The sequence below is a fragment of the Vibrio rhizosphaerae genome (assembly GCF_024347095.1).
Lineage (GTDB): Bacteria > Pseudomonadota > Gammaproteobacteria > Enterobacterales > Vibrionaceae > Vibrio > Vibrio rhizosphaerae.
Window position 1 is genome coordinate 888124 of record NZ_AP024904.1, and the last position, 17239, is coordinate 905362.

Annotated in this window: 18 protein-coding genes; 5 read left to right on the forward strand and 13 right to left on the reverse strand. The window is 44.4% G+C overall.

Annotated elements, in window-relative coordinates:
• The first annotated feature begins 15 nt into the window (after positions 1-15).
• The 4 genes from OCV37_RS19025 to OCV37_RS19040 all read left to right on the forward strand — a co-directional run bounded on the left by OCV37_RS19025 (position 16) and on the right by OCV37_RS19040 (position 2883).
• Positions 16-600, forward strand: coding sequence for a type 2 periplasmic-binding domain-containing protein (locus tag OCV37_RS19025; protein ID WP_038177798.1), 585 nt, complete (start codon positions 16-18; stop codon positions 598-600).
• Between the two features lie 66 nt (positions 601-666).
• Positions 667-1212 (forward strand): carboxymuconolactone decarboxylase family protein, encoded by a 546-nt coding sequence (locus tag OCV37_RS19030; protein WP_038177796.1) that lies wholly within the window; start codon positions 667-669, stop codon positions 1210-1212.
• Between the two features lie 9 nt (positions 1213-1221).
• Positions 1222-2169, forward strand: a complete 948-nt coding sequence (locus tag OCV37_RS19035) for an ornithine cyclodeaminase family protein (RefSeq protein WP_038177795.1) — start codon at positions 1222-1224, stop codon at positions 2167-2169.
• A gap of 87 nt (positions 2170-2256) precedes the next feature.
• The gene (locus OCV37_RS19040; protein ID WP_038177793.1) at positions 2257-2883 is read left to right on the forward strand and encodes a LysE family translocator; all 627 of its coding nucleotides are present in this window, start codon (positions 2257-2259) and stop codon (positions 2881-2883) included.
• 86 nt (positions 2884-2969) lie between these two features.
• Here the strand turns inward: OCV37_RS19040 and OCV37_RS19045 are convergent, their stop codons facing one another.
• From OCV37_RS19045 to OCV37_RS19085, 9 genes are all read right to left on the reverse strand, one after another.
• Positions 2970-3929: a GlxA family transcriptional regulator gene (locus tag OCV37_RS19045; protein WP_051680200.1), complete on the reverse strand. Its 960-nt coding sequence runs from the start codon at positions 3927-3929 to the stop codon at positions 2970-2972.
• Positions 3930-3993: 64 nt separating this feature from the next.
• Positions 3994-4767, reverse strand: a complete 774-nt coding sequence (gene hisP / locus OCV37_RS19050; RefSeq protein ID WP_038177789.1) for a histidine ABC transporter ATP-binding protein HisP — start codon at positions 4765-4767, stop codon at positions 3994-3996.
• 119 nt (positions 4768-4886) lie between these two features.
• Positions 4887-5606 (reverse strand): ABC transporter permease, encoded by a 720-nt coding sequence (locus OCV37_RS19055; RefSeq protein ID WP_038177786.1) that lies wholly within the window; start codon positions 5604-5606, stop codon positions 4887-4889.
• A complete protein-coding gene (locus tag OCV37_RS19060) occupies positions 5603-6289 on the reverse strand; it encodes an ABC transporter permease (protein WP_038177785.1) in 687 nt (228 codons plus the stop codon). The genes OCV37_RS19055 and OCV37_RS19060 overlap by 4 nt, the downstream gene beginning before the upstream one ends.
• 73 nt (positions 6290-6362) lie before the next feature.
• The gene (locus OCV37_RS19065; RefSeq protein WP_038177784.1) at positions 6363-7142 is read right to left on the reverse strand and encodes an ABC transporter substrate-binding protein; all 780 of its coding nucleotides are present in this window, start codon (positions 7140-7142) and stop codon (positions 6363-6365) included.
• Between the two features lie 430 nt (positions 7143-7572).
• The gene (locus OCV37_RS19070) at positions 7573-8232 is read right to left on the reverse strand and encodes a glutathione S-transferase family protein (RefSeq protein WP_038177782.1); all 660 of its coding nucleotides are present in this window, start codon (positions 8230-8232) and stop codon (positions 7573-7575) included.
• Between the two features lie 101 nt (positions 8233-8333).
• Positions 8334-10079, reverse strand: coding sequence for a methyl-accepting chemotaxis protein (locus OCV37_RS19075; protein ID WP_038177781.1), 1746 nt, complete (start codon positions 10077-10079; stop codon positions 8334-8336).
• 484 nt (positions 10080-10563) lie between these two features.
• Positions 10564-12195 (reverse strand): methyl-accepting chemotaxis protein, encoded by a 1632-nt coding sequence (locus tag OCV37_RS19080; RefSeq protein WP_084717371.1) that lies wholly within the window; start codon positions 12193-12195, stop codon positions 10564-10566.
• A 304-nt stretch (positions 12196-12499) separates the two neighbouring features.
• Positions 12500-12880: a SpoIIAA family protein gene (locus tag OCV37_RS19085; RefSeq protein ID WP_038177778.1), complete on the reverse strand. Its 381-nt coding sequence runs from the start codon at positions 12878-12880 to the stop codon at positions 12500-12502.
• A gap of 503 nt (positions 12881-13383) precedes the next feature.
• Between OCV37_RS19085 and trxC the strand changes: the two genes are divergently transcribed.
• Positions 13384-13821, forward strand: a complete 438-nt coding sequence (trxC, locus tag OCV37_RS19090; protein ID WP_038177986.1) for a thioredoxin TrxC — start codon at positions 13384-13386, stop codon at positions 13819-13821.
• A 71-nt stretch (positions 13822-13892) separates the two neighbouring features.
• On the opposite strand, the gene OCV37_RS19095 is transcribed toward trxC, so the two are convergent.
• The 4 genes from OCV37_RS19095 to sbmA form a co-directional block, all read right to left on the reverse strand.
• The gene (locus OCV37_RS19095) at positions 13893-14315 is read right to left on the reverse strand and encodes an organic hydroperoxide resistance protein (RefSeq protein ID WP_038177777.1); all 423 of its coding nucleotides are present in this window, start codon (positions 14313-14315) and stop codon (positions 13893-13895) included.
• 124 nt (positions 14316-14439) lie between these two features.
• A complete protein-coding gene (locus tag OCV37_RS19100; protein ID WP_038177776.1) occupies positions 14440-14886 on the reverse strand; it encodes a MarR family winged helix-turn-helix transcriptional regulator in 447 nt (148 codons plus the stop codon).
• Positions 14887-15100: 214 nt separating this feature from the next.
• The gene (locus OCV37_RS19105) at positions 15101-15268 is read right to left on the reverse strand and encodes an entericidin EcnAB (RefSeq protein ID WP_211252016.1); all 168 of its coding nucleotides are present in this window, start codon (positions 15266-15268) and stop codon (positions 15101-15103) included.
• Between the two features lie 301 nt (positions 15269-15569).
• The gene (gene sbmA / locus OCV37_RS19110; RefSeq protein WP_038177774.1) at positions 15570-16844 is read right to left on the reverse strand and encodes a peptide antibiotic transporter SbmA; all 1275 of its coding nucleotides are present in this window, start codon (positions 16842-16844) and stop codon (positions 15570-15572) included.
• Positions 16845-17239: the final 395 nt, after the last annotated feature.

Sequence of the window (17239 nt, forward strand, 5' to 3'; positions counted from 1 at the left end):
TCGGGAGATAGACAAATGAACACGCATTTTATGGACATGGGGCTTGTTCATGCAACATGTCACCCTGTTTATACGTTAGGCCCATCAGGGACAAGTAGTGAATCTGCTTCAAAATATTTTTGTATGCGGATGAAGGAATTCTATTCTGACAGTTTGAATCCCATCAATCTGAATGAAACTTATGAGCAGGCACGCGATAATACTAAACAAGACAACGGATTACTGGTTGTTGCCAATGCCTATCAAAAAATTAATGATTTCTACATGGACTCTCATTTGAATCTGTTAGCAACATTTGTTTTTGATACACCTTTATATGGGATAGCAACCAATCGTTCACTACCGCGTCGGCCACTGAGAATTGCCTCTCATCCTGCACCCATACCGTTAATTCATGAACTGCTTCCTCCAGGTTTGCAGATAGAAACAATTATTGAGAAGAATTCCACCAGCGAAGCTGCCAATGCCGTTACTCAACAAGAAGCCGATGTTGCCTTAACAACAGAAATTGCAGCAAATCTGCACAATTTATCGTTTATATCCAAGGTTCGTCCCATCCATATGTTGTGGTCGGTATTTGGCTGTCATCCGTCGAAATAAAGTGCGGTTCATTCATATGTTTCGCCATCAATAGATTAATAAAAAAACAAAAAAGGAAGAGAGAAAATGATAGACATGAAACTACATACGATTGACAGTGCACCGGATGGCAGTCGTCCGCTACTGCAAAGTTCAATTGATAATTTCGGCTGGATCCCCAACCAAAGTGCATACATGGCTGAATCCCCCGATCTGCTGGCTTCTTATCAGTTTGCACATGACCGCTTTTCACAATGCTCTCTCAATGAAGCAGAGAAAGCAGTTGTCTGGCTGACAACCGGGGTGATTAACCAGTGCCCTTATACGATTAAAGCGCATCGCTGGATTGCAATTCACAACGGTGTCGCAAGTGATATTGTTGATAAGATCATCCGTCATCCGGCACAACTCCCGACACGACTAGCCGAACTTCATCAATTTACGCAAGCAGTCATTCTCTCGCAAGGTACCATTCCGAAAGACAAAGCCAGCCATTTTCTGGCCGCTGGCTTCACGCGACAAAATATGCTTGATGTTATTTTAGGTATCTCCCAGAAAACCATGTCCACCTTACTCAATAGTCTGGCAGATACTCCTGTTGAAACACAATTTATGGATACGGCCGAGGCATAAGGCGGTTATATGCATTATTTTAATCGAGAGCATGTTGAACAAACGATTGCTATCCCACTTGCCATTGAGTTGAGTCAAATTGCATTTGCTTTACAAAGTCAGGGGAAAGTAACGCAGTCGGTCAGGAGTATTATTCCGGCACCCGACGGACGATTGATGGGGACAATGCCAGCTTATATATCCGAGAGCAAATATGCAGGTTTTGGTCTGAAATCGGTCTTAGTCGATTTTAATCCACATCATGGCTCATCTTCTCATGAGGGATGCATCCTGCTATTTGATGAACAGGCCAATGGACATATGGTGGCAGTTGATGCCGGCGCAATCACCGAACTCAGAACAGCCGCAGCTTCAGCTTGGGCAACACATTTACTTGCACCACAGCACGCAACCAAGCTTGCTATTCTGGGCTCTGGCCTGCAAGCTCGTCAACACTTACTCACCATGCTTGCCGTACGCCCAATTCAGCAAGTGACAATCTGGGGCAGAAATCAAACCAGTGTCGATCAGTTTACCACATGGTGTGCTGGGCATCCCACCCTCAACAACGTTGAGATAAAAATCGCAGAAACACCAGCCAAAGCAGTCTCAGACGCAGATATCATTTGTACGGTAACGGCTGCCCGAGCCCCATTGCTGCAGCTTTGTGACTTACCACAAAACTGCCATATCAATGCGATCGGAGCATCAGCAATTGGATTTCAAGAACTGGATCCGGCGATCTATGGGGCAGTTGAACACTATGTCGATTCACGAGAATCATGCTGGAATGCCTCTCAGTGTCTTCAGCAAGCCAAAGAGAAAGGATACATATCTGCCAATCATGTCAGTCAAGAAATTGGTGAATTAGGAGCGCATCGCCTAGAGAAGCGCCCTGAGCGCACGTTGTTTAAATCAGTGGGACTGGCGGTCCAAGATCTTGTTTTTGCCAGAGAAGTACTCTACCAGAATCAATAACACCGCCCCCAAGAGAGTCTGTTGTACCGTGCTGATATTCCGCACGGCTCAGATAAATTTCGTTCAATATAAGTAGGATCAATAACCATGTTAGAATCAACACAAATATTTGCCTATATTGCCGCCCTAGGCATCGCGGCAGCAATTCCGGGGCCGGGAATGACCGCCTTGGTCGCCCGCAGTGTGAGCGGTGGGGCAATCACTGGGTTTACGATGTTGGCCGGGTTGATTCTGGGAGATTTGATCTATCTTTCATTTGCGGTATTCGGACTTGCCGTGATCGCCCATCACTTCAGCACTTTATTCACACTGATCAGTTGGGCGTCCTCTCTCTATCTGGCTTGGCTGGCATGGCAGTTTATTACCTGTAAACCGGAAAGTATTCAGATTGATCAAAAAGTTTCCAGACGGGCACTGACTTCCGCGTGGCTTTCCGGTTTCACCATTACTTTAGGTAACCCTAAGACGATCGCATTCTATCTGGCAATCTTACCGCTGGTCATTACCTTGGATACGGTGTCGATACAAACATGGGGACTGTTACTGGTACCACTGACCATTGCGGTATTAATCGCCGTCGGTTCCATCTTTATTTTGGGGGCACTGAAGGTCAGACGATTCCTTGCCAGCCAAAACGCGCAGATGCTGCTTTTTCGCAGCGCAGGCATCATGATGCTCGCTGCGGCAGGGAGTATGATCGCCAAGACACTCTAATTAGATGCAATCACGAGATTGCAAACCGACAACGTCAGTCGTCATATCCCCCGGTTCCATCATAAAAAACACCGGCATCATAAGGTCTATTTCGTCTGTAACATTTTCGAACGTTCATCGCGTGGTGTGATGTGATAATAGGCTTTATAGGCACTGGAAAAATGCGGGCCACTGGAAAAACCACACAATAACCCAATTTGAACAATTGAAGTATGGGTCGTCAGCAACAGTTGACGTGCCCGCTTCAGGCGCAGTTGAAGGTAATAGCGTGCTGGCATGGTATCGAGATAACGCTTGAACAAACGTTCAAGCTGGCGGCGAGAAATATGAACGAATTCGGCAATTTCATCGGTGGACAGCGGTTCTTCAAGATTGTTTTCCATCAGTTCAACCGCCATCGTCAAACGAGGTTGAATATCCCCGCCAAACTGCTTGAATGGTAATCGCTGTCGCTCTTGTGCCGGACGAATGCGATCCATACACAGCTGATCAGAAACAGCGTAGGCCAGTTCTTTACCTTCGGTTTCTTCAAGAAAATCGACGAGACAATCAAGTGTTGCAGCGAATCCAGCCGTAGTGATCAAGCGGTTATGACGCTCATACAGATGGTCAGACAACTCAACCGACTCATAACGTTCGCTAAAAGTATCCATTAAAGACCAATGAACTGCGGCACGCTGATGATTCAGTAATCCGCTGTCAGCAAGCCAAAAAACACCGGCGTAGCTTGCCAGAATGGTGGTTCCCTGCTGATAAAAATGTTGCAGTTTTTTCTTTTCCAGCGGTGATATCGTCTCATTCGGTACCGACTCACAAACCACTGCCAGCAAGTCACATACAACAGCATCAGACCATAGAATCGAGTGGGGTAAGCGAGCAGATTCAGAGCAGTCATCCGGTATGACATAAACACATCGGAACTTCTCTTCACCGAGAATCTCATTGGCCACGCGAAAAGGGGCTTCTAACGATCCAATGGCATACCAGGAGTAACCACCGGGCAAATAGATCGCGACTTGGTAAATCGATGAGGCAGCATTTATCATTCAGATGCACTTATCGTGTCGATACAGAGATAAAAATGCAGCATCAGGATGCTGCATTTTCGCGTTATTTTAAGGCACCGGAAAGAAACTGCTGCAAACGCTCACTTTTCGGCTGACCAAACACCTCTTCCGGATCACCTTCTTCTTCAATTTTCCCCTGATGCAGAAAAATGACATGATTTGAAACATGTCGGGCAAATCCCATCTCATGTGTCACCACGATCATGGTTTTCCCTTCTTCAGCGAGTTGCTGCATAATCTTCAGTACCTCACCGACCAGCTCAGGATCCAGTGCAGAAGTCGGTTCATCGAACAACAACACTTCCGGTTCCATTGCCAAAGCCCGGGCAATTGACACGCGCTGTTGCTGCCCGCCGGATAAATGGGTCGGATAGCTTTGTTGCGCCCGTTCATCGATCCCAACTTTATTGAGATAAGCGATTGCTCTTTCCCGTGCTTCCTGTTTGCTGACACCCAAAACCTGAACCGGCGCAATCATGACATTTTCCAGCACCGTCATATGGCTCCACAAGTTAAAATGCTGGAATACCATCGTTAACTTGGTACGCAAGAGTTGCAACTGTTTGTGGTCACAGACTTTGAGCTGCCCGTCTGAATCGCGCTTGGTCTGGATCTCTTGGCCATTGATATATATTGCACCGGCCGAAGGTTTCTCAAGAAAATTCAAACAGCGTAAGAGGGTACTTTTGCCCGATCCGGATGATCCGATGATACTGATGACGTCACCGGCATTCGCCTGTAAAGACACGCCTTTAATGACCTCATGCTGACCGTACTTTTTATGAAGCTCACTGACGGCCAGTTTTGTGTTTTGCATAATGCTTGTTCCTTAACAATCGGTTTCCTGAAAAATCGCTTTCCTGAAAAAAATCAGTTTTCCCGAATCTTCAGGCTCGGCAAATGCGAGCCATCACCGGAAACCTAAAAATCGATGTTCTAATGTTTGACTGGTATCGGATGCAAGTGACGCAACCATTTCTTTTCTGCCCGCCGGAACAACGCCACCAGCAAAAATGAAATTACTAAATAAAGTATGGCAGCAATCCCAAAGGCATGAAATGATTTGTATGTTGCCGCATTCACATCCCGGGCGATTTTCAAAATATCAGGCACCGTTGCTGTAAATGCTAAAGATGTCGAATGAAGCATGATGATGACTTCATTACTATATGCAGGAATCGCGCGACGCAATGCTGAAGGAAGCACAATGCATCGGTAGCGCTTCCAACGAGAGAAACCGTATGCTTTCGCTGCTTCAATTTCGCCCTGACTGGTTTCACGGATTGCACCCGCAAAAATCTCAAGCGTGTAGGCACAGGTATTGAGAAACAACGCAAAAATCGTGCAGTTGTAACCACTACGGAAAAACCAGTTGAGAAACTCCGTCGAGCGGACGAATCCCAATGTGTATACCCCCGTGTAAAAAATCAGCAACTGCACATACAGCGGTGTACCACGGAAAAGATATGAAAATAGCCAGACCGGTAATGACAGCCAACGGTTTTTAGACACCCGGGCCAGTGACAATGGGATCGAGACAATGAATCCCAGTGACACAGAAATAACCAATAACCACAGTGTCACGGCAACACCGGTAAAGTGGTACCCATCCGACCATAAAAATGCTTTTCCGTAGCGTTCAAGTATTTCAATCATGACAAACGACCTCTATGACTGTATGCGTAGCGACGCTCCAGCCAATAAAATGCCAGATTTGATAAAGTAGTAAAAATCAGATAAACCACCGCAGCAACAATCGTAAAGTAGAACAACTGATAGGTGCCTTTCCCGGCCATCTGCGTTGCCTTCACCACATCGGCAAGGCCGATAATCGAAACCAGCGCAGTTGATTTGAGGATCACCAGCCAGTTATTGGATAACCCCGGCAGAGCATGGCGCATCATCTGCGGGAAAAGAATCACCCGGAACACTTGCCATGGGGTAAAACCATAAGCCGTGCCAGCTTCAATCTGGCCTTTGGGAACCGCCAGAAAAGCGCCGCGAAACGTTTCCGTCAGATAGGCACCGTAAATGAAACCAATGGTCAAAACGCCGGCTGTGAAGGGGTCAATGTTAATTTGTTGCCATCCCAGAGATTCGGTGATTTGATTGAGCCCCAACTGTAAGCCGTAAAAAATCAGCATCATCAGTACCAAATCAGGAATGCCACGAATCAATGTGGTATAAACATGAGCAAGCGCGATCACCGGACGGCTACCAAACAGCTTGGCACAAGCCCCGATCAATCCCAGAATAATTGAGAAAATTACCGAAAGAACAGCCAGTTCAATCGTCATGATTGCACCATCAAAGATGATGCCACCATATCCATAAAGCATAATGCCTTCCTAAATAATGCCTTCCTAAATAAATAACGCTCCCTCGAACGAAGGAGCGGAAAGGAGTGACGGCTTATTTACCGTAGATATCAAAATCAAAGTATTGTTTAGCAATGGCATCATAAGTGCCATCTTTCAGCATGTCGCTTAAAGCCGCGTTGATTTTATTTTTGAGTGCCTGATCAGTTTTACGCACCCCGATCCCTGCACCGACACCAAAGTATTTTTCATCATTGACTTCCGGGCCACTGAATGCAAAACCTTTGCCGACTGGACGGTTCAAGAAGCCATCGCTCGCAGCAACGGCATCCTGAAATGCAGCATCAAGACGCCCGTTGACTAAATCGGCATAGACTTGATCCTGATTCTGGTAAGTCACAACATCGACCCCTTTCGGTGCCCATTGCTCTTTGGCATAAGTTTCAGCCGTGGTTCCCTGAAAAACACCGACCCGTTTGCCACCCAATGACGCGGCTGTCGGTTGCAGAGTCACCCCTTTCGGCGCAATTAAACGAGCAGGCGTACCATACAGTTTGTCGGTAAAGTCAATTTCCTGCTGACGCTGCGGCGTGATCGACATAGAAGAGAGAATTGCATCAATTTTTTTCGCTTTCAGTGAAGGAATCAAGCCATCGAAGTCACTTTCAACCCAGACACAGTGCGCATCAATTCGCTTACAGATTTCTTTGCCTAAATCGATATCAAATCCGGTCAGAGTGCCGTCTGGCTTCTTCATCTCAAAAGGTGCATATCCAGGCTCAACACCCAATCGAACCAGCGGCTGATCCGCGGCCTGGACAAAAGGAGCAGCGAGAGTCAGTAGCAACAGACTCAAATTCGTTATTCTTTTCATAGTGATATCTCATATATGATAAACATTGGAAACAGCACAATTCATGCCATCGGCGACGACTCTTTCCACCTCGGGAGAAGGGAATATATTTAAACACCAAAAATGCATGAATACTTAAATAGATGCCTCAAATCGGGGATTCTACTGCATATAAATATAAAGTGCTTCTGAAATTTTCAATTTTATCGATATTTTATATATGCACAATTGAGACACATTTATTGCACTATACTAATGCATAACAACAATTTTTTCACTATTAGTGAACATTTCGACAACAAACACAGAATAAAAATAAAGAATGCCGCACCTGTTTCATTCATACAAAATATGATGAATACAAACAGATATGCGGCATATTTACTCAATGGTAGTTAAATCTATTGTTCGCTTTCAATTGATACCGAAGCCGTCATGGCTGGTCAATCACTCATTCCTTGACAGGCTCTCCGGCTTCATCTATTTCAACAATTTCAGTTTCGTCAAGCGCCGCATCAATCCATTGCTGCAACACCGGACACGATAATACATGATTCACATATTTCTGTGCCACTTCTCCGAAACTCAGCCGATACGTTTTTAAACGCATCACAACCGGTGCAAACATCGCATCAGCAATAGAGTACTGGCCGAAAAGCCATCCGCCCTGATCGGCAAAACGCGCCATCTGTCCGGCAAAAATGTCTTCAATCCGCTTGAGATCCTGTTGTGCAGCATCAGACAAAGTCAGTGAACGAGTTGCACGAATATTCATTGGTGCTTCACGACGCAGGGCCGGAAAACCTGAATGCATTTCTGCTGCCAGTGAACGGGCATTGGCCTTATCTTTAGGGTCGGCTGGCCAAGCTTTTCCTGCAAGATAGGTATCATTGATATATTCACAGATCGCGAGCGAATCCCATACGGTAATGTCACCATCGATCAGACAAGGGACTTTTAGCGTTGGTGTCACGGATGACAGCGCAGCATAAAACTGTGGTGTATCAAGCGGTAACTGAACTTCGTCGAATGGAATATCTGATTGTGCTAATAAAATCCACGGTCTGAGTGACCAGGTCGAATAATTTTTATTACCGATGTATAGCTCCATTAAGGGACTCCAGATTGACGAGGTGAGGGAAATTGAAGACAGAAAGGTAAATATCAGCCTGAGCGCAGAACCCTCAGGCTGAATCGTCGTCATACAACAAATTATTCAATTTTGAACTGATTTACAATCGCTAATAGTTGCTGATTAATGGTAATCAGACGGCGTGTTGTTTCTGCGGTATTGTCACTATTGTCGTTAATAGTATGCATCACTTCACGAATAGCAACCATACTGCGGTTAATATCTTCCGTCACACTACTTTGTTCTTCGGCTGACGTTGCAATCTGAATTGATAAATCATTAATTTCATTGACCGCCGACGTCACTTTATCCAAAGAGGACACCACAACGGTTGTTGATTCTTCGGTGGTCCGGCAACTGTTACGCGTGGATTCCATGCTGGAAACCACAGTTGCTGTCCCGGCTTTCAAGCGATCTAACATCTGCACAATATCTTCGGTACTCCGGTGAGTTCGTGACGCTAACGCCCGGACCTCATCTGCAACAACTGCAAAACCTCGGCCTTGGTCTCCAGCCCGCGCAGCTTCAATAGCAGCGTTCAGAGCCAGGAGGTTGGTTTGTTCTGCAATACCACCGATTTCACCCAGTAATTTACCAATTTCTTCGGTATGCATGTTCATATCGGCAATGAACCGGGCCGTCTCTTCAACCTCTTCCGCCAGTGCCCCCACTTGTGATACTGCCAGCTGTACAACTTCTTTAGAGTGCGCGGCTTCACTATTGGTCGCTTCTGTCTGACTTGCTGTGTTAGCTGCATTCTCTGCAACGACAGAGGCAGTCGAACTCATTTCATTCACAGCGGTCACCGTCAGTTCAATTTCCTGACTATGTGACTGAAGTAACTTACTATTCGAATCGGTTTGCTGTTCAAGCTGAGAGATTTCACGGCTGATCGTATCCGTCGATTCCCTCACTTGTCGCATCATCTCCTGTAAGTTTGCGATAAACTGATTAATCCCCTCGGCAATCATGCCCAGTTCATCTTTTGAATCGACCTTCAGGCGATGGGTCAGATCACCGTTGCCATCCGCCAGATCAGCAATCAGATTTTTCAACAAAAGAATTGGCTTAAACACCCAGTTAATCAGGAGAATAGCAATCGGAATCAAAATAATCGCAGCAATGATCAACGCAATGGTAATGCTGCCATTCAGTGTATCGGTATCATGCTGAATATAATCGTTATCGATATACCCAGTGAGTGTCCATTCTTTTCCGGCAACCTTGATCTTCGCGGTCAGCGGCGTCAGATCATGTCCTTCTACTTTATTGGAAAAAATCTGAGTTTGCTGGTCGTCCACCAGTTCAAGATAACTGCCATCTGTCGTCATTGAACTGAGCAGATCCCCGAGAAAAGAGAGGTCGATGTAGAAAATATTTCCGGAATCCTTATTTTCAGGCACAGTAATCGTGATCGTTGGCTTGCCATTATCGATGAAAACATTACTTACAGTTAGCTTCCCATCGGACTGTTTAAAAATATCCATATATGGCTGAGCTTCCTTCGGATCTTTAATCGCACCATCTCGATTGATGGTCATCCCGAAGGCAACTTTAATCGCATCCTTAAAGCCCGTTTTTTCTATCGCCTGTTTGACCTCGTAAAAACTGAACTTCGTTGACTGAGCCAAAACAATATTGTCTTTGAGCTTTCCTTCCACCACAGAACGGATCGTATCAATCTGTGTCCGGATCACTTGGCTATCACTTTGATGTATATAGCGACTGATATAAAAATTAGCGCTTACGTAGGCTGTAAATATTGTCACACAGATAATTGCAACAACAATGGCAAGCAATTTAGTCTTAAATGATACCTTTTTCATACTATATCCATGACCCTTTCTCTATTTGTAGCCAGCGATGAACACTACATTCCATAATGTGGTACAAAAATAAAAATAATTCCATTTGATTATAACCGATAGATATATCAAAAAAATGCCATATCCGACATTTTTAGACATCACATAACGTATATCGACAGTTGGAACATATTCTGTAATTTCTGATGCCAGTCCGCAAAAACTGAAAATCGTCCCATTGGAGAAGATGACAAGCCCTTGCTAGCTTTTAGCTCAAAACACTATTTTAAAAATTTTGATCACATTTTTGGTAATTTCCGGCGAAAAGTGAATATAAATCAATTTCAATCCACTTTATTTGGGATCTTCCTCATTATTTTTAGATCATTGTTGCGATATAGAAAGATGCTGATATGCAATTAAGCATCAAAAAATAAGGGGAGAGTCATAGACTCTCCCCTTAACAAGATCTCTTATATTCGATGTGTCGTATTACGGTTTAAAGTTACACTTTAAACTTACTCACCAAGTCAGAAAGTTGCATTGAAATATCGGCAACCACATTCCCGGTATCAGCCACACGCTGATGTACGTTTGTCGCTTCATCAGACAATTCTTTCAGTTCAAGAATTCCCTGATTCACATCGACAATCACCGAACTCTGCTCTTCTGTCGCTGCAGCAATTTGAATATTCATTTCTTGCACGGTAGAAATCAGATCACGGATATCTTGGAATGCATGTCTCATTTCATCAGCCATCCCCACCGATTCTGCCACCGCGTCTTCTCCACCTTGAATCGCAGTCTGAGTTTCATTTACACCTTTAATCAGGTTGGAAATCATATCCTGAATATCTTCTGTCGAAGACTGTGTCCGTTGTGCTAATGTTCTGACCTCATCTGCCACAACAGCAAACCCCCGACCTTGTTCACCGGCCCGGGCAGCCTCGATAGCAGCATTTAATGCCAGCAAATTGGTTTGATCGGCAATACCACGGATCACATCCAGAACTGAAGTAATATTGTCAGAATCTGCGGCAAGAGATGACATCTTCTGGCTGGCTTCTTGGAAGCTCACCGAGAGTTTGTCGTTCAGCGCGACGTTTCGGTCAACCAGCGTCATACCACTACTCGCAGCACGGTTTGCCTCGTCGCTTTTGGAAGAGGTATGCTGTGCATTCGTGGTAATCTCTTGAATAGCAATATTGATTTGTTCAAATGCTTGAAACAGGAGCTCTAGCCGTTGCTGTTGATTGTGACCAATCACTTCCGTCTTATTTACGACATCCTGTAGATGGCTTGTATCTGCGCCCAGTTTCTGAACACCGCCAATCACGCTTTTAACGAGTTGTTGGAGCTGTTCCAGCAGATTGTTCACACTTGAAGATAAATCGCCCAGTTCGGTTTTTTTCTTCACCGTCAGACGGCTAACCAAATCGCCGTCACCTTGCGTCAAATCATCGATTTTATCTTTCACGGAGTAAATAGCGGATGTAATGGCTTTCGGAATGAAAAATACCAATATCAGCCCAATAACCACTGAAACGAGGGAAATCATCATGTTCCAGAAAACTCGCTGGCCGACAACTTCACGCGATTGTGCATGAAGTTCATTGCCGAGTTTATCGACCAGTTCCCCGGCTTTGTCATATTCGTCACGAAGTATGCCAAAGTATTTTTCGGACTTAGTAAATTGTGTATAGGCTTGTTCTCTGTCACCGTTTTCTACCAGTGAAAAAACCAGATCGGCCTGATCCTTCCATGTTTTGAAAACACTATCGAAATGATTGAACTGTGCGATGATCTGGGGATAATCAGCCATATAATTCAGATAGTTTTGCATCCGATCATAGGCTTGCTGAACATTTTCCTGATAGTCATCTTTAGAAGCCTTAAACATTTTCTCTTCATGGGTCAGGAGCCCGTCTTGCTGTCCCTTGAGCGCCTGATACAAATCTCGATCGGCATTGAGGATATCTCGTTGAGCTTTTCTTAAAGGTTCAGCAAAGAGTTGGATATTATGATCCAGCAGGTTAAGGGAGCTCCGGTTTTGTAATCCGGAGAAAACAATGATCGCAGTTAAAAAGGCCAAAGACAGGCCGAGCTGCATACGGATGGTAAAATTACTAAACATCATGGCATCCTAAACAATATGCATTAGCTTCTGTGAAACTTCTTATTATATAAATATCAAAACAGACCTAATGCAGTTAAATGAATATGACCAACATGACGTTTAATTTTTCATTTAATCTTGATTGCCCTCTCAGTCTAGCAACAGAACTTTCAAATTGAGAACATCACACCCCACATTAATGTAAAAAAATATAACCAAATGTATCTTTGGTGTTACCGAAATCAATAAAGTGCATGTAATAAAAATATCGGCCGCACAATAATGTCAACCTATATCACAAATAGCAGGTTTATCCTCAAACCAGCTACGCCTGTAGCCAACGAATTGCTGCATCATAATCATCAAAATAACGAATATCACCCGAGATAAACCAACTGCCAACTTTCGCAGCGAGAGCCTGCCATTCCTGATAACCATAGAGTGCCACTTTATTAAAATCCGCCCCATGTTGCAGGCCCAGTTTAAAGTCATCCCATGCAGCCCGAAGTTCCCACCCCTCCAATTCCGAGGCATCAAACAGTACATCGACTTTTGGGGTGTTCACCTTGACCAGTGCAGCATCCAGCAATGGTGTGATCATCTCGTAATCCTGATGCGTTAATGTACCAACCGCTTTAATCGAGACAAAGAATTCGTGATCAACTCGTTCCAGTCCAATCGTGAGGCCGTGTTTTTGATACGCCATCCTAACCTCCCTCAAGTATCTTGCGACGTAACGATAGAGTAACCATTTCACTATATTCTCATTTAAGCATATGCCATCCGGTAAGAGGACGCTTGGATCCACCCCACAAATTAGTGATACATGGACAGACGAAATGATAAACGGACAGACGATTGCAGGACCGATAACAGTGCCGGACCGGTAAAAGGACAGACAGCGAAAAGACGATACAAGGACAGACACAATAAAAAGACGGTCAACCGATAAGAGGACAGACACCACACACATCCCTCGGAAGACTTATTTCGGATCGGTAAAAGAATACCTAACAAGGACACACACCCGAGTTCCAACAACAGACATCATCAACGGTCAGCAACATCAATAAACTTTACCAAACAGGAAACATCCAAGACCGAACCGGAATCGATCCGCTTTTCCGTGCTTGATTCATGGTTGTTATCTCGTTTTATTTGGTGATAATTGATGGTCTATCATTCACCCAGTTATCAAGTCAGCGCCCTATGACCAGTATCAAAACCCGTTGCCCGTCATGCCATGTCATGAATCGTGTTCCCACGGAACGCCTTTCTGAGTCATCGGTCTGCGGCAAGTGCAAACAATTCCTTCTTGACGGCTTACCTGTTGAAGGGACAGTCGATAATTTTCAGTCCATTTTGAATAGCGATATCCCCGTGGTCGTTGACTTTTGGGCACCGTGGTGTAACCCGTGTGTCGGGTTTGCACCGATTTTTGAGCAAACGGCACAAGAGCGCGTGCAACGCGTACGATTTATCAAGGTTGATACTGAGGCTCAACAGGCTTTAGCCGCGCAATACCAGATTCGCAGTATTCCGACGGTGATGGTTTTTCATCGCGGGCAACGGCTCAATATGATTAACGGAGCCTTGCCTTATTCACAGTTTAATGCATGGCTGGATGAGTCGCTGAAGGATCTGTGATGGGTTATCTTCGGACAAAATCAGACAGGCACGCTTCGCGTGCCTGTCTGCGTTCTATATCATTCAATATGTTATACCAGCACTAACTCGACTCGAATGTTACCACGGGTTGCATTTGAGTATGGGCAGACTTGGTGAGCTTTTTCAATCAACGTCTGTGCCACGCTGCGATCAAGTTCCGGCAGAGAAATATGCAATTCAACATCAATGGCAAACCCAGCACCTGCGGTGTTTTGACCAATCCCGACCTTCGCCGTAACGCTCAGATCCTGAGATAATTTGATCTTATCCTGCATTGCGACAAACTTCATCGCACCGATAAAACATGCTGAATAACCGGCAGCAAAAAGCTGCTCTGGGTTGGTCCCTTCACCGCCTGCACCACCCAATGATTTGGGAGTACTTAGGTTAACTTGTAATTTATTATCGTCAGAAGCGGCTTTTCCGTCACGTCCACCCGTTGTTGTTACTTGTGCTGTATATAAAAGATCCATGAACAACCTCCAATTAGTTATTGCGATAATTATTTTACTAAAAAAATTCAATCAATTACTTTCTTTAACACGAATATGTTATTGCAATAATCATTATCGCGCAACATATTTTTAAGCATCTCGCTTAACTCGGCTGATTTTTAAGTAAGCTATCTCTCAATGCCATGATTTGATTTTTCATCTCAATCAGGTCTTGACTGGGGATACCACAAGAGTCAATCAAACACTGATTGATTTTCACGGCTTCTGCTTTGAGCTGCTGCCCCTTCGGAGTCAGCCGGACATTCAGTGAGCGCTCATCATGTAGCTGTCGGGTGCGATTTACTAACCCCTCTTGCTCCATCCGTTTAATCACCGGCGTTAAAGCACCGGATTTCTGTCCTAATCGTTCCCCAATATCTTTCAGACCAATACCATCTTGTTCCCACAGAATCAGTAACACGAGATATTGCGGATACGTGAGCCCCAAAGGTTCAAGTAGCGGTTTATACATCTGTGTCATCGCCAAAGAGGTTGAATAAAGGGCAAAACATAGCTGGTTATCCAGCAATAAAGCTTTATTATCGGACATTCTTTCTACTTCTTTTTTCTCAAGTCTACTTTGATCAGACGTTAACGGCTTGATGATCCGTTTAAGCGACTGAGGTTGTATGGTCAGTGGTCTCTAAATGGCGACACTTACCATGATTGATAATCTTGTTACGCATCAATATTGATTACTTGTAAAATGACATCGTGACAACCACATCAGGCCAATCAAAATCAAGTCATAGTCAGATGAATGACTATTCAGCGGTTGCCTCATGGATCGCTTCTTTCGTTGAATGATACACTTCACTCGATTTCTCTTTGGTTGCGTCCCATATTTCAGAAGAATCTTCCTTCACACCATTCCAAGTTGAAGAACAAGCAGTTAAAAACAAAGCCAATATAGCAATCAGTCCATATTTCATTGATACGCTCCTCTCTACTGAACGACTCTGCAAAAGCATAGCACGACATCGTGCCCGTCTTCTGCCCATTTTCCTATCTGTAATTAGGCTGTGACTCAAAGACATCGTGACAAGAAAAAATATGATGTAATAACATAATGTCGTTTGTGTAATGCAAATGTCAAAATCATCATCAACTGCGGAAGGAATCTCTCATAATCAAGAATGACACAGGCATCATCCGATGATTTCAGAACTCATCATTCCGTAAAAAAACAGCAGATAAAATGAGGGCTTCCATTAGAGGAAGCCCGTGATGAGATTAATTTTCAGCGGGGTTTTCGATAAGTGGTATGTTTTCCATACCATCCGCTTCATCTTCAAATGCTTTGAGACGTTTATAAATCGACAATAACTCGACAATCGTCGTCCATGAGTTGACCAGATATTGAAAAGAGCTTTCAACCTGCCCGAATGCATTAATAATCCGTTGCATGATCCCCAGAGTGAAAGCCCCTGCAACAATGGAAGGTGCCAGTGCAATGATGGGAATGAATGTACCAACCTGTAAATAGCCGTAGCGAACAATATTAAAGTACACATAATGCTTATAAAGACGAAAGTAGTTCTGCCGGACATCACTGAATAACGCTTTTAAGGTTTGTGGCGCTGCACGACTTTCATGGTCTTCACCATAAACCAACTCTTTCCTGTATGCGGCTTCAACACGTTGATTCTTAAACTCTAATCCCGGCAATTTAATCCCGGCCATTGCCAGTAATACCGTACCGATGATTGACCAAATGATCGCAACAAAAACCAATCCCTGAGAAACTTCACCAACCAATGGCAAGGTTTTCACATAACCGGAAAGCCCCCATAGAATGGGTAAAAATGCGATCAGTGTCATCACTGCATTCAGCAGACTAACCCCTAAACTTTCCACGATCGAAGCAAAACGCATCGTATCTTCCTGAATCCGCTGCGATGCCCCCTCGATATGACGAACTTGCTGCCAACGGGCGGTATAATAATCAGTCATTGCAGTCCGCCATCGAAATACATAATGGCTGACGAAAAAGTGGTTACAGACGGCGACCATAATCGCAACAAGCAAAATCACAGCAACCGTGGTCAGTTCACCGTAAAACTCACTCAGGGTAATGCTGTTAGGATTTGTTAATGCTTTCTGGATCAAGTTATAAAAGTTACCATACCACTCGTTGATCATCACACTGACTTCAACCTGAAACCAAGTGATAAAGACAATCACCCCAGACCCAATCACCGACCAGCGAGCCCATTTTTGTCGGCCAAATTTCATCCATGCGCCGATAAACAAAGCGTAACAGACAAACATATACTGATATAACCAAGCACTGGTCGCACTCTCCTGAGCCTGCTGAAAAGCAGCCTGAGCCGCAGGCGCGGCCTCCACCAGCAGCGGCTGAGGGAACCCCATTCCAACCAGATATCCGAGACTCAGGTCTGAACCTAGCTCGCGAACACCGGTATACCAGCAAACCACACAAAGCAGTGCCCAAAGCACAAAACTGAGGAAAAATAATTTTGGTTTCGGAAAGAAAGAATCAAACACTATATCAATCTCTTATTAATTTTACTGACAGTTATCGTACCGCTGTACAACAGCACGAAGCACGGTACAAATGAATCACAGCGTTAATATTCATGATTCCGCGGTGACATGCAATCCTTTGGTTCAGCGCGACACGCCAAATGAAGCCTCTCAGGCAACAGTAAGTTAAGACCAACAGAACGCCTGAAAATTCCCTGTGTATGACGATTGAGTGAAATGGTGACGACTGGAAATAATGGTGCTGTTTTTAAGTCCCCCTGATAATCATTCAATATCGATGGTTCAATAACCAATACCAGCATATATTCTGATATTTGAATCCAACTCTAACCTAATTATGACAAATCAATAACATAAAATATTGGGGGGCAGTTAAATTAAAAGTATGTTTTAGC

Bases quoted from the DNA above. Each gene is read 5' to 3' on its own strand.
- OCV37_RS19045 (WP_051680200.1), bottom strand. From the start codon at position 3,929: ATGATAAATGCTGCCTCATCGATTTACCAAGTCGCGATCTATTTGCCC.
- OCV37_RS19060 (WP_038177785.1), bottom strand. From the start codon at position 6,289: ATGCTTTATGGATATGGTGGCATCATCTTTGATGGTGCAATCATGACG.
- OCV37_RS19080 (WP_084717371.1), bottom strand. From the start codon at position 12,195: ATGATGTTTAGTAATTTTACCATCCGTATGCAGCTCGGCCTGTCTTTG.
- OCV37_RS19105 (WP_211252016.1), bottom strand. From the start codon at position 15,268: ATGAAATATGGACTGATTGCTATATTGGCTTTGTTTTTAACTGCTTGT.
- OCV37_RS19075 (WP_038177781.1), bottom strand. From the start codon at position 10,079: ATGAAAAAGGTATCATTTAAGACTAAATTGCTTGCCATTGTTGTTGCA.
- OCV37_RS19035 (WP_038177795.1), top strand. From the start codon at position 1,222: ATGCATTATTTTAATCGAGAGCATGTTGAACAAACGATTGCTATCCCA.
- OCV37_RS19065 (WP_038177784.1), bottom strand. From the start codon at position 7,142: ATGAAAAGAATAACGAATTTGAGTCTGTTGCTACTGACTCTCGCTGCT.
- OCV37_RS19025 (WP_038177798.1), top strand. From the start codon at position 16: ATGAACACGCATTTTATGGACATGGGGCTTGTTCATGCAACATGTCAC.
- trxC (WP_038177986.1), top strand. From the start codon at position 13,384: ATGACCAGTATCAAAACCCGTTGCCCGTCATGCCATGTCATGAATCGT.
- hisP (WP_038177789.1), bottom strand. From the start codon at position 4,767: ATGCAAAACACAAAACTGGCCGTCAGTGAGCTTCATAAAAAGTACGGT.
- OCV37_RS19095 (WP_038177777.1), bottom strand. From the start codon at position 14,315: ATGGATCTTTTATATACAGCACAAGTAACAACAACGGGTGGACGTGAC.
- OCV37_RS19070 (WP_038177782.1), bottom strand. From the start codon at position 8,232: ATGGAGCTATACATCGGTAATAAAAATTATTCGACCTGGTCACTCAGA.
- OCV37_RS19055 (WP_038177786.1), bottom strand. From the start codon at position 5,606: ATGATTGAAATACTTGAACGCTACGGAAAAGCATTTTTATGGTCGGAT.
- OCV37_RS19085 (WP_038177778.1), bottom strand. From the start codon at position 12,880: ATGGCGTATCAAAAACACGGCCTCACGATTGGACTGGAACGAGTTGAT.
- OCV37_RS19100 (WP_038177776.1), bottom strand. From the start codon at position 14,886: ATGTCCGATAATAAAGCTTTATTGCTGGATAACCAGCTATGTTTTGCC.
- OCV37_RS19030 (WP_038177796.1), top strand. From the start codon at position 667: ATGATAGACATGAAACTACATACGATTGACAGTGCACCGGATGGCAGT.
- OCV37_RS19040 (WP_038177793.1), top strand. From the start codon at position 2,257: ATGTTAGAATCAACACAAATATTTGCCTATATTGCCGCCCTAGGCATC.